The organism is Oceaniferula flava, from assembly GCF_016811075.1.
Taxonomy (GTDB): domain Bacteria; phylum Verrucomicrobiota; class Verrucomicrobiia; order Verrucomicrobiales; family Akkermansiaceae; genus Oceaniferula; species Oceaniferula flava.
The window spans coordinates 203,304-215,457 of record NZ_JAFBGL010000003.1 but is presented as its reverse complement, the minus strand read 5'-3'; the positions used below and the strand labels follow the sequence as shown (position 1 = coordinate 215,457).

Annotated in this window: 12 protein-coding genes; all 12 read left to right on the top strand. The window is 55.9% G+C overall.

Annotation, left to right across the window (positions count from 1 at the left end):
* Positions 1-30: 30 nt before the first annotated feature.
* The 12 genes from JO972_RS06235 (at position 31) to JO972_RS06180 (ending at position 12,154) form a co-directional block, all read left to right on the top strand.
* Positions 31-1,185: a complex I subunit 1/NuoH family protein gene (locus tag JO972_RS06235; RefSeq protein WP_309489153.1), complete on the top strand. Its 1,155-nt coding sequence runs from the start codon at positions 31-33 to the stop codon at positions 1,183-1,185.
* 8 nt (positions 1,186-1,193) lie between these two features.
* A complete protein-coding gene (locus JO972_RS06230) occupies positions 1,194-1,760 on the top strand; it encodes a NuoI/complex I 23 kDa subunit family protein (protein ID WP_309489152.1) in 567 nt (188 codons plus the stop codon).
* Positions 1,761-1,776: 16 nt separating this feature from the next.
* Positions 1,777-2,421, top strand: a complete 645-nt coding sequence (locus JO972_RS06225; RefSeq protein ID WP_309489151.1) for an NADH-quinone oxidoreductase subunit J family protein — start codon at positions 1,777-1,779, stop codon at positions 2,419-2,421.
* Positions 2,422-2,472: 51 nt separating this feature from the next.
* Entirely contained in the window at positions 2,473-2,790 is a 318-nt protein-coding gene (gene nuoK / locus JO972_RS06220; RefSeq protein ID WP_309489150.1) for an NADH-quinone oxidoreductase subunit NuoK, read from the top strand.
* A gap of 48 nt (positions 2,791-2,838) precedes the next feature.
* Positions 2,839-4,647 carry an NADH-quinone oxidoreductase subunit L gene (gene nuoL, locus JO972_RS06215; protein WP_309489149.1) on the top strand — a complete coding sequence of 603 codons (1,809 nt, stop codon included), beginning with the start codon at positions 2,839-2,841 and terminating at the stop codon, positions 4,645-4,647.
* A 36-nt stretch (positions 4,648-4,683) separates the two neighbouring features.
* Positions 4,684-6,096, top strand: a complete 1,413-nt coding sequence (locus tag JO972_RS06210) for a complex I subunit 4 family protein (RefSeq protein WP_309489148.1) — start codon at positions 4,684-4,686, stop codon at positions 6,094-6,096.
* 45 nt (positions 6,097-6,141) lie between these two features.
* The gene (locus JO972_RS06205) at positions 6,142-7,569 is read left to right on the top strand and encodes an NADH-quinone oxidoreductase subunit N (RefSeq protein WP_309489147.1); all 1,428 of its coding nucleotides are present in this window, start codon (positions 6,142-6,144) and stop codon (positions 7,567-7,569) included.
* Between the two features lie 55 nt (positions 7,570-7,624).
* Entirely contained in the window at positions 7,625-8,944 is a 1,320-nt protein-coding gene (gene deoA, locus JO972_RS06200; protein WP_309489146.1) for a thymidine phosphorylase, read from the top strand.
* Positions 8,945-8,953: 9 nt separating this feature from the next.
* Complete coding sequence (locus tag JO972_RS06195; RefSeq protein ID WP_309489145.1) at positions 8,954-10,186, top strand: phosphopentomutase; 1,233 nt, start codon at positions 8,954-8,956, stop codon at positions 10,184-10,186.
* Positions 10,183-10,911, top strand: a complete 729-nt coding sequence (gene deoD, locus JO972_RS06190) for a purine-nucleoside phosphorylase (RefSeq protein WP_309489144.1) — start codon at positions 10,183-10,185, stop codon at positions 10,909-10,911. Before JO972_RS06195 ends, deoD begins: the two co-directional genes overlap by 4 nt.
* Before the next feature lie 38 nt (positions 10,912-10,949).
* Positions 10,950-11,333 carry a cytidine deaminase gene (locus JO972_RS06185; RefSeq protein WP_309489143.1) on the top strand — a complete coding sequence of 128 codons (384 nt, stop codon included), beginning with the start codon at positions 10,950-10,952 and terminating at the stop codon, positions 11,331-11,333.
* Positions 11,334-11,401: 68 nt separating this feature from the next.
* Positions 11,402-12,154 carry an ABC transporter permease gene (locus JO972_RS06180; protein ID WP_309489142.1) on the top strand — a complete coding sequence of 251 codons (753 nt, stop codon included), beginning with the start codon at positions 11,402-11,404 and terminating at the stop codon, positions 12,152-12,154.

Here is a 12,154-nt window from a genome sequence, read left to right as displayed (position 1 = left end):
CTATCAGACTCTTAAGACCTAACTCCAATCATGGACCCAACTCTCATTCTCGTCCTAACGACTCTCATCAAGATTGTCACATTCACCTTCATGCTCACCCTTCCGATGGTGGCGTATTCGGTGTATGCAGAGCGTCGTGTTTCCGCGATCATTCAGGATCGTGTCGGCCCGAACCGGACCGGCATTCCGCTGACTCTGTTTGGTTTTAAAAAGGATCTGCACTTCTCCGGCCTGCTGCAACCACTGGCGGACGGTCTGAAATTTTTCCTCAAAGAAGAACACACACCGTCGCACGTGCGGAAATTTTTCTTCTGGATCGCGCCCGTGCTGACCATCGTGCCGGCACTGCTAACTCTCTGCGTGGTCCCCTTCGGCAGCTCCATCACCGTCTTTGGCGAGCAGGTGAAGCTGGTGATTGCGGATATCGACGTCGGGCCGCTGTTCGTGTTCGCCATCGCATCGCTTTCCGTCTATGGCATCACCCTCGCCGGTTGGTCATCGAACAACAAGTTCTCCTTCTTCGGCGGTGTGCGCTCCTGTGCGCAGATGATTTCCTACGAGATCGCCCTCGGACTATCCGTCATTCCGGTGCTGATGGTGTTCGGCCAGCTGAACCTCTCCGACATCGTGCAAAGCCAGGCCGACGGTGGCTGGACGCTGCTCCCACTGTGGAACGAACACGGCTCTGTCTTTGATGCTGATTACTGGAAGAACTCCGGTGGCCAGTGGTTGCTGATGATCCCGCTGTTCATCTCCTTCATCGTCTTCACCATCTCAATCTTTGCCGAAACCAACCGGATGCCATTTGACCTTCCTGAGTGTGAAACGGAGCTCGTTGGTGGTTATCACACGGAATACTCCGCGATGAAATTCGCCCTATTCTTCATGGGTGAATACGCCGCCATGATCGTCGGCTCCGCGCTGATCGTCACCCTGTTTTTCGGTGGCTGGTCGATCGGTTTCGGCCTTGATGCCCACGTCGCCGACTGGGCCTTTGGTGGTCTCGTCCACCTCGTAGCCTTCCTCACCAAGGTCATCGCCTTCATCATCTTCTTCATCTGGGTTCGCTGGACGCTCCCTCGTTTCCGTTACGATCAACTGATGAAACTCGGCTGGGTCGTCTTCTTCGAACTCGCCCTCGTCAACATCTTCCTCACCGCCGGCATCATGATGCTGGTTAACTAACTCTCTCTATGGCAATCATCAAAGTTACACGCCCCAAACTCACGCTTCTGGAGAAACTTTATTTTCCCTCCATCGTCAAAGGCATGTTTGTGACCTTCAAACACGCCATTCGGTCGCTGCGCGGAAAAAGTTTGGGTGCCGATTCCCTGAACTCCTCCGGTCTGGGCGTCACCATGCAGTATCCTGAGCAAAAGTGGGACGATCACTTACCGGAGCACTACCGCGGTGTGCCCGCCCTGGTCACCGATGAGCAGGACCGCGAGCGCTGCGTCTCCTGCCAGCTCTGCGAATTTATCTGTCCCCCGAAAGCCATCACCATCATCCCCGGCGAAATCGAATCCGATGACCCTTGGGCAAAGGTGGAAAAACGTCCGAAGGAGTTCGATATCGACATGACCCGCTGCATCTACTGCGGCATGTGCGAAGAAGTTTGCCCCGAGCAAGCGATCTTCCTCCGTAAAGACTACGCCATGACCGGACTCTCACGCGCCGATATGGTGAACGACAAAGAACGCCTCTACGAAATCGGCGGCGTCCGCACCGGCTTGGTTAACAAGTGGAATGAAATTAAATAATTTGTAATTCAAAGAAATGATCTCTCCTCTATTTTATCTCTTCGCCGCGCTGATGGTTGCCGGTGGCCTGATGGTTGTATTTATGCGAAACCCTGTGGCGAGCGCGCTTTCCATGGTGCTGAGCTTTGTGGGTTTGGCTGGGCTCTTTGTCGGACTGAACGCTTACTTTGTCGGCATCCTACAAGTGCTGGTGTATGCCGGTGCGATCATGGTGTTGTTCATTTTCATCATCATGCTGATGGACTTGCAGAAAAGCGATAAAGACCACTGGCGAGGCACCTCTCTTGCCGCAGGCATCGCGATCCCAGCCATTCTTCTCATCCAGCTCGCTGGTGTGTTGGCCACGGTGGAAAACTCACCGAAGGCACCTGAGATTGGTTTTGAACAGGCACTGAAAGCTACCGATACCGAGGGCGAGCTGGTTTACAAAGAAGGCACCGTCATTCGCGAGAAACTGGAAGCCGGACGCCTGCCGGACACTCACTTGATCGGGAAGAAGCTCTTCACCGATTACAACTTCCCGCTGCAAGTCATCGCGGTGCTCTTGCTCGTGGCCACCGTCGGCTGTGTCACGCTTTCGAAAAAATCGGCAGCAGCACGCGTCGCGGTGAAAGCCAATGTGCGCACCATCTCGGACGACGAAACCCAGAAAGACGCTTAACTCCCCTGCTCGGTCACTCATTCATTCTGCAATCCGCAATTCTTCACTCCAATGCCATCTCTTTCCGAATACCTCTTCATTTCCGGCCTGCTGTTTTCCATCGGTTTGGCGGGCGTGATCATCCGGCGCAATATTATCATCATCTTCATGTGTTTGGAGCTGATGCTGGCTGCCGCGTCGCTGACCCTGGTTGCCTTTTCCCGTTTCAAATCGGTCGACGGACTGCCTGACTACGATGGCCAGATGCTGGTCTTCTTTATCATCACCGTGGCCGCTGCCGAGGTGGCTGTGGGCTTGGCCATCATTGTCTCGCTCTACCGCGCCAGACAGACGGTTTACACCGATGAACTGACCACCCTCAAAGGCTAACACCCATCTCAACAGTCCCTCCCGACTCATCAGACCTATCTATTCACCATGAATCCCTGGTTACTCTTCATTCTGCCCTTTGCCTCTGCGGCGATCATTCAGCTTGGCCTCAAGCGCAATGCGATGGCGTCCTCGCTGCTGTCCACCATCAGCGTGGTGATCACTTTTATCATCGCCTGCACCTTGTTAGGATCTAAAGCCTCCGACTCATGGACGTGGGTGGAAGCCGGATCGTTCAGTCTCAGCATCGGCTATGAGCTCGATCAACTCGCCACCGGCATGATGATGGTGGTGACCGGCATTGGCATGCTGGTGCACATTTTCTCGCTCGGTTATATGAAAACTGACGAGGCGAAGGCGCGTTACTTCGGCTGCCTCTCACTGTTTATGTTCTCCATGACCGGCATCGTGCTGGCATCGAACTTCGCGATGATGTTCATCTTCTGGGAACTCGTTGGCCTCAGCTCTTACCTACTGATCGGTCACTGGTATCAGAAGGATACGGCGGCAGATGCAGCCAAGAAGGCCTTCCTCACCAACCGCATTGGCGACTTTGGATTCATGATCGGCATCCTGATGCTTTGGGTGATCACTGATACGGTGGTCTTTTCTGAAATGGAAGGCTCCTCGCTGGGAGTGGTCGGCACCTGTCTCGCTGGCACCGCCATCCTGCTCGCCTTCTGTGGTGCGGTCGGTAAATCCGCTCAGCTGCCACTGCACGTCTGGCTTCCCGATGCGATGGAAGGTCCTACGCCTGTTTCCGCTCTGATTCACGCCGCGACCATGGTCGCCGCCGGTGTTTACATGATGGCGCGGCTTTTCCTCTCTCTCGGTGTCACTGTTGATGAACATGCCATCCTCGGCTATGCCCCAGATGTTATTGCTTGGGTGGGTGCGATCACTTCGCTCGTCGCCGCGCTGATGGCGACGCAGCAGAACGACATCAAAAAGATCCTCGCTTACTCGACGCTTTCCCAGCTCGGCTACATGGTCATGGCGATCGGCCTGGTCGATCCCAACGCCGGCATGTTCCACCTCTACACCCACGCCTGGTTCAAGGCGCTGCTCTTCCTCGGCTCCGGTGCCGTGATCTACGCCTGCCACCACGAACAGGACATTTGGAAAATGGGGGGGCTGTTTGGTAAGATGAAAATCACCGCCATCACCTTCATCATCGGCACACTCGCTCTCACCGCCGTTCCTGGAACGTCCGGTTTCTTCTCGAAGGAAGGTATTCTTGCAGCCGCTTGGACCGATCATAAGGCGCTGTTCGCCATCGCCGTCTTTGTCGCCGCGCTGACCACCTTCTACATGTTCCGCCTGATCTTCGTCGCCTTCTTCGGCGAGGCGAAACACCAGCATGCGGAAGATGCCAAGGAAGTTGCTCCCATCATGTGGGTGCCGCTGGCATTGCTTGCCGTGATGGCGCTGGCCTCACCATTCATCGGAGGAATCATCCCAGCCTCTGCCGATTTCCACCCGCACATTGCTTTTGAAATGAATGAGGTGACCGGATTCTCCCTGCTGGCCTTTGTGCTTGGTTTGGGCGCTGCCGTGGTGCTCTACCGAGGCAAGACCTCCGATCCTGTGAGCATCCCCCTTTTCCGCAACAAGTTCTACCTCGATGAGATCTACCAGAAGATCATCACCATCGGTCAGGACGCCGTGGCTGCCATCATTCACTTCTGCGATGAGTTCATCATCGGCGTGCTACTCGTCGGAGGCTCCACACGTAGTGCTCAGGGAGTGGGCAACTTCTTCCGCCGCTTCGCCCAGAACGGCAGCATCTCTCACTACGCCTACCTGATGGCGCTGGGTGCTGTGCTTGTTATCTACTTCACCGTTTTTGCCAAATAAGTCCGATAGGACCATTACGACCTATTTTTTACGATCATGTTATTTGCTCTCATCCTCATTCCCCTGTTAGCCGCTGTGGCCATTCTGCTGGGTGCGCCATCACGGAACACTGCGCTCGGTGCTGCGGTGCTGAATATTTTCCTGACAGCCGTCGCGGTTTCAAATCCCAGCGCTTGGGACACAGGTTTCCAAGTCCTGGAACAACCGAACATTAACCTCTCCCTCGGCCTTTACGATGGCATGAGCGTGGTGATGCTCATCCTCTCCGTGTTGGTGACCTTCGCTGCGGTCTTCACTGGCAAATGCCCTGAGGGACGTGACAAGCTGTGGTTTTCCAGCATCCTGCTGATTGCCGCCGGTGCCATTGGCGCATTCATCTCAACGGATATCTTTTTCTTCTACGCCTTCCACGAGATGGCGCTGATCCCCACCTTCCTGATGATCGGGATTCTGGGCTCGGGTGAACGCAAACAGGCTGCCTGGAAAATCACCATTTACTTGGCCTTCGGATCCATCGTGCTCCTCGCCGGCCTCCTGCTGGCGGTGGGACAGCTGGACGGCTTTGCCTTTTCAGACCTGCAAGAAATTCCTGCGGAACATCAGAATGCGGTCGCCTTGCTGTTAATCATCGGCTTCGGCACCCTGGTCTCCCTTTTCCCTCTCCACTCCTGGGCAGCTCCTGCCTACGCCAGCGCACCGGCTCCGGTATCCATGCTGCACGCGGGTGTGTTGAAAAAATTCGGCCTCTACGGACTTCTTCGGGTCGGTATGGTAGTGGCACCCGATGGCATGGCGCACTGGCTGCCGTGGGTTTGTGTGCTGCTGCTCGGCAACATCATCTGGGTCGGACTGGTGACAGTGAATCAAAAACGTCTCGACCTCATGCTCGGTAACTCCTCGGTGATGCACATGGGCTACATCTTCCTCGCCATCGCCGCACTTTCCGCCAATGGCAGCAACGAGATCGCCCAGCCAGCTGCAGTGCTGTTGATGTTCGCTCACGGAATTTCCATCGCCCTACTGTTCTCACTGGCCTCAGTGATTGAGCGCAAAACCGGCACGTTGGAAATCGCCGAGCTGGGAGGACTGGCCAAGACCGCTCCGGCGCTGGCTTTTGTTTTCGGACTGGCAGGCATGGCATCGATCGGTCTCCCCGGCCTCGCCAACTTCGCTGGTGAAGTCATGGTATTCTTTGCCGGCTTTGCCGATTGGAAACCGGCCGAGGGACTCGGCTGGGTGCAGTGGACCACCATCATCGCCCTCTGGGGTGTGGTGCTGAGTGCTGTCTACATGCTGCGCGCCTACCGCAACATCTTCCAAGGCCCACTGGTGCGCGACACCAAGCCCGCCACCGACCTCCACATCTGCGAAAAAATCCCCGCTTACCTGCTGGCTACAACTCTGTTAGTGGTGGGTATTTATCCGCAGATCCTTCTTCAATTTCTCTAAATCACGATAAGTCTCAGAGGACCTATACGACCTATTTTTCTCACCATGCAACCGCATTACATTGAATTCATCACCGTTGGTTTCGGCATCTTTTTACTGATGTTCGAGGCTTTCAGCAGTGGCAACAAATCCAAGCTCGGCCTGATCGCCGCCGCTGGACTGACCCTTATTCTTATCCTGCAGTGTTTTGTCTGCACTTGCGCCTCAGTGCCGGACTGGATGTCGCGTTTCTACCATTACGATCAAGTCGCCCTGTTCTACAAAATCATCGCGCTGGTCAGCACCATTCTTGTGCTCTTGATGGCGGTGGATTTCCGCAAGGTGCTGTCACGCTTCACCTCGGGCGATACCTCAAGCTCCGGTCTCGGTGAGTTTTTCTGCCTCCCGGTATTCGCCTGCGCCGGCCTGATGTGGATGGCTTCGGCTCGCGATCTGGTTTCTATTTTCGTCGCTCTCGAGCTCGTCACCATCACCTTCTACGTGATGGTCGCTTACATGCGCAAAAATGTCGGATCGCTGGAGGCTGGGGTAAAATACCTCATTCTCGGAGCCCTTTCCACCGGCTTTCTGGTCTACGGCATTGCCTGGATCTACGGAGCTTTGGGAACCACCGAAGTGACCCTGTTCTCGAACATCATTGCCAAAGGTGAGTTTAATCAAAGCTACCTGCTGATGGGCATTGCTCTAATCCTGATCGCTCTTGGCTTCAAAGTGGGAGCTGCGCCGATGCAACTCTGGATCCCCGACGTCTATCAAGGTGCACCGACACCGATCACCGCCTACCTTTCCGTCGCCTCCAAGGCCGCAGGTTTCCTAGTGATGATGGTGGTGCTTGGACCATTTCTCGCGATGTCCGCAACGAACTCCGAGGTCGTTCTGGCCCTCTCCGTCATGGCTGGTGCGACTTTACTTTACGGAAACTTGGCCGCGCTGCAGCAAGAGAACTTCAAGCGTCTGCTCGCCTACTCATCCATCGCCCACGCCGGCTTTCTGCTGATGGGAGTCGCTTCACGCGACTTTTCAGCTGTGTCCTTCTACCTCGGCACTTACCTGCTGATGACCTTCGCCGCCTTCTTCGTGCTGGCCTTGGTCCGCAACCAAGACGACAGCGACCTGATCGACGCCTTCGACGGCCTCGGCAAGCGCAATCCCCTGCTCGCCGCTGTGCTCACCATCACCATGGCCGCACTGGCAGGTATTCCGCTGACCGCCGGATTCTGGGGTAAATTCTTCATCTTCGCCGCTGCAATCAATGCCGGACAATCTTGGTGGCTGCTCGCCATCGCCTTTGTCAGCGTGGCCGCAGGTTTCTACTACTACCTGAAGGTGGTGAAAGCGATGTATTGGAATGCTCCGACGACTGAAAAAGCCATCGAAGTCCCCGTCATCACCAAGTCTGTCTTGGCGCTGCTCACCCTCGCCATCCTACTCTTCGGCATCTGGCCTCAGCCGATTATGGATCTGCTGAAGTAGACACTCATGCGATCTTGCCCTGAGCGCGATGCTGCTGTAGAGGTGGTGTGTAAGAATGCTACCACAGGAAATTATCCGCAAGAAGCGAGACGGTTTGGCTCTGACTAAGCAGGAGATTCAATTCTTCGCGCAGGGCATCGCCGATCACTCCATCTCTGAAGGCCAAATTGCGGCTTTTGGTATGGCGGTGTATTTTAACGGCATGAGCCGAGAGGAAGCGGCCGACCTCACCCTCGCGATGCGCGACACCGGCGACGTGCTTTCTTGGGACGCCGAAAACTTGGACGGTCCCATCATCGACAAACATTCCACTGGAGGCGTGGGCGATGGTGTTTCCCTGATGCTCGGTCCCCTACTGGCTGCCTGCGGTGGCTATGTGCCGATGATTTCGGGTCGGGGCCTCGGCCACACTGGTGGAACACTGGATAAACTCGACTCCATACCCGGTTATCAATCGACTCCCGACACCGATCGATTCAGAAAAACAGTGCGCGACTGTGGCGTGGCCATCATTGGTCAAACCGGCAATCTCGCCCCGGCCGATCAACGCTTCTACGCCACCCGCGACATCACCGCAACGGTGGAATCGATTCCCCTGATCACTGCTTCCATTTTATCCAAGAAGCTCGCCGCTGGACTCGATTACCTGGTGATGGATGTGAAAACCGGCAGTGGTGCCTTCATGCCCACTCACAAAGATTCGCGTGCTCTCGCACAAAGCATCGCCGACGTCGCAACCGCCGCAGGAGTCCGGACTACGGCATTCCTCACCGACATGAACCAGCCACTGGGGTCGTCGGCCGGGAATGCCATCGAGGTGCGTGAGGCCATCGATTTTCTCACCGGCAAGGCGCAGAACCTTCGCTTGAAAGAAGTCGTCTTCACCCTCTGCGCAGAACTTCTTCAATTGGGAAAACTCGCTCCCGATCAATCCAGCGCGACCGCAATGTTAGACAAGGCGCTCAACTCAGGTCAGGCGGCTGAAAGCTTTGGCAAGATGGTTCACTTGTTAGGCGGACCAAGCGATCTCATCGAGAAGTCGGATAATCACCTTCAATCAGCACCGATCATCAAGCCTGTGTTCGCCGAGGAAAGCGGCTACGTCTCCTCCATGGACACCCGCCAACTCGGCATGGCGGTGGTGCAGATGGGCGGAGGCAGGTCGCGGGCGGAAGATGCCATTGATCCTGCCGTTGGGCTCAGCGAGTTCATTGTGCTGGGAGAGAAAACCGACCAAGCTCTCGCGGTCGTTCATGCTCGGACAGAGACCGACTGGGAAACCGCTGCCGCCACCGTGCGCGCCGCGATGACGGTCTCGGATTCTCCACCCGAGCCGCAAGCTGTCATCCACGAAACCCTCACCGCGAAATCCTAAGCTTAGCCCATGTCGACTCAACGCGTCATTCTGTTAGTTCTGGATTCCTTCGGTATCGGATCGGCCAAGGACGCCCACATCTTTGGCGACGAGGGCGCGGATACCCTGGGCCACATCGCCGAGTATTTTCAGAAAAACGGGAAACCGCTAGAGCTCCCGAACCTGGCATCGCTAGGTCTGCTCCATGCCTATCACCACAGTCGCGGATGTTATCCCGTGGGCATGACCCCACCGGATGAGCTCATCGGCAGCTACGCCTCTGCGCAGGAAATTTCCTCGGGCAAAGACACCCCAAGCGGCCACTGGGAAATGACCGGAGTGCCGGCACTTTGGGACTGGGGGTATTTCCCTGATCTCCCCGATTGTTTCCCGCAAGATCTTCTCGACCAAATCGAACAACGCACAGGCATTGAGGGATCCTTAGGAAACTGCCACGCATCCGGCACCGACATCATTGCCCGCTATGGCGAAGAGCACATGCGGACGGGCAAACCGATCTTCTACACCTCGATCGACAGCGTGTTCCAGATCGCCTGCCACGAGGAAACCTTCGGTTTGGAAAAACTCTACCATCTCTGCGAAGTTTGTCGTGAACTGCTCGACGAGCTTGAGATCGGTCGGGTTATTGCCCGGCCATTTATCGGCGACAGCGCCGCCAATTTCCAACGCACCGGCAATCGCCACGACTACGCCGTGCCACCTCCTGAACCCACCGTGTTGCAGAAACTCACCGAGTCCGGCGGCACGGTGATCGGCTTGGGAAAAATTGGCGACATCTTCGCCCACACGGGCATGAGTGAGGAAGTTAGGGCATCGGGTCATCCAGCGCTGTGGCAGGAAACCTTGGCGGCGATGGATCGCGCACCCGAGCGTGCGATTGTGATGACCAACTTCGTCGACTTCGATGCCGTCTACGGGCATCGCCGCAATCCAGAGGGCTACGGCAAAGCCTTGGAAGAATTTGATCGCCAGCTCCCCACGCTTTTCGAGAAGATGCACGACAGCGACCTCCTCATCCTAACTGCAGACCACGGCAACGACCCTACTTGGAAAGGAACCGACCACACGCGCGAGCACGTCCCCATTTTACTCTATCAGAAAAACATGGCTCCGGCCGACCTCGGCCACCGCGAGACCTTCGCCGACATCGCCCAGACCATCGCCTGGATTTTCGACCTCTCCCCTTTTGAACACGGCACATCGCTGTTCACTGACCACTCACTACAGCCCACTGAAAAATGACTCCACACATCGAAGCCAAAGCTGGCGAATTTGCACCTACCTGTCTCCTCCCCGGCGATCCACTCCGCGCCGAATACATTGCCGAGACATTTCTCACGGACGTCAAAAAAATCAACAGCGTGCGCAACATGTTCGCCTTCACCGGCAAGTATCAGGGCACCCCGGTCTCGGTCATGGGCAGCGGTATGGGAATCCCTTCCATCTCGATTTACGCCAAGGAACTGATCACCGAGTATGGCGTGAAAAACCTGATCCGCGTGGGCAGCTGTGGAGCTGTTAGTAAAGAGGTAAAAGTCCGCGATGTGCTGATCGGCCTCGGCGCCTGCACGGACTCCGCGGTGAACCGACAGCGCTTCCAAGGTCACGACTACGCCGCCATTGCCAGCTGGCCCTTGCTCAAGGCACTGAACGATGCCGCCGATGCCATAGAGCTGCCGGTCACGAACGGGAATATGTTTTCCGCCGATCTGTTCTACACGCCGAACCCATCGATGTTCGATACCATGGAGAAGATGAACATCCTCGGCGTGGAAATGGAAGCGGCGGGGCTGTATGGGATCGCGACCGAATATGGTGCCAATGCGGCGGCGATTTGCACGGTGTCCGATCATATCCGCACTGGCGAGGCGACGACTTCGGCGGAGCGGCAGTCGAGTTTTGAAGAGATGATGAAAATTGCACTGGAGGCGACGAAGCTGATTACTCCTGGGGCTTGTGTGGCTTGACATGTTGATGGACAGGAATGTCCATCCTCCATTCTAATATGAACAAATTACTCAAAATTGCGGCTGATGCGGCGGAGCGGGCTTATGCACCGTATTCCAAGTTTCATGTAGGAGCGGCTCTGTTGGCGGAAAGTGGGGAGATTTTTACGGGCTGCAATGTGGAGAATGCCTCCTACGGCTTGTCCAACTGCGCCGAGCGCACAGCGGTGTTCAAAGCGGTCTCCGAGGGTGTCCAAACCTTCACGGCCATCGCCATTGCAGTGCCCGGCGGAGGCTCGCCCTGCGGTGCTTGTCGGCAAGTGCTCAACGAGTTCAATCCTCGCCTAAAAATCTATCTGGGCGACGAAAAAGGTCGGCTCGTGCGTGAGACGACACTCGATGTGCTGCTGCCCGATGCCTTCGGCCCTGAAAACCTTGGATAATCACGCACAATTCCCTTTCACACACTCAAGATTTCCCTTATCTCCCGTGCAGCGAATCTTCCCTATTCATGCGCGTATTTTCCATCTTGTTCCGTAAGGAATTCAAAAACTACTTCCTCACCCCGTTTGGCTGGGTGGTTCTGGCTCTCGTCCTCCTGATGCAAGGCTTCTCCATGTCTGGCGCCATGGAGCTGATGAAAGACGGACCGATGATTGACAACTTCCTGCTGGTGTCGCTAAAGACTCCGCATTTTTGGTTCTACTTCCTGTTTATTTTCCCGCTGCTGACCATGCGTCTGTTTGCCGAGGAATCGAAAACCGGCACCCTTGAGACCTTGTTGACGGCACCGGTGACCACGGCCCAGGTGGTCTTTTCCAAGTATCTCGCCGCCTTCGCCTTCTACGCCATCCTCTGGCTCCCGATTCTTCTGCAGCTGAAAATTTTCGCCTGGGTGACCGGCAGTCCGGCACCTGTGGAAATGGGCCACATCCTCGGCACCTACGCGATTCTGCTGCTGATGGGCAGCTTTTTCCTCGCGATCGGTTGCCTGGCGTCCACCCTCACCTCCAGCCAAATCGTCGCCGGCATCATCACCATTGCCGCTCTGGTCATTCTGTTTTTCCTCGGTTTTGTCCCTTACTACATCGGTGAGGGATTCAAGGCAGCTCCGATTTTCCAATACGTTTCGGTGCAAGACCACTTGGTGAATTTCGCCAAGGGCTTGGTCGATACCCGACCGATCGTCTACTACCTCAGCATGGCGGTCTTCTTCCTCTTCCTGACGCACATCACCCTCGATTTCCGACGCTGGAAATCCTGA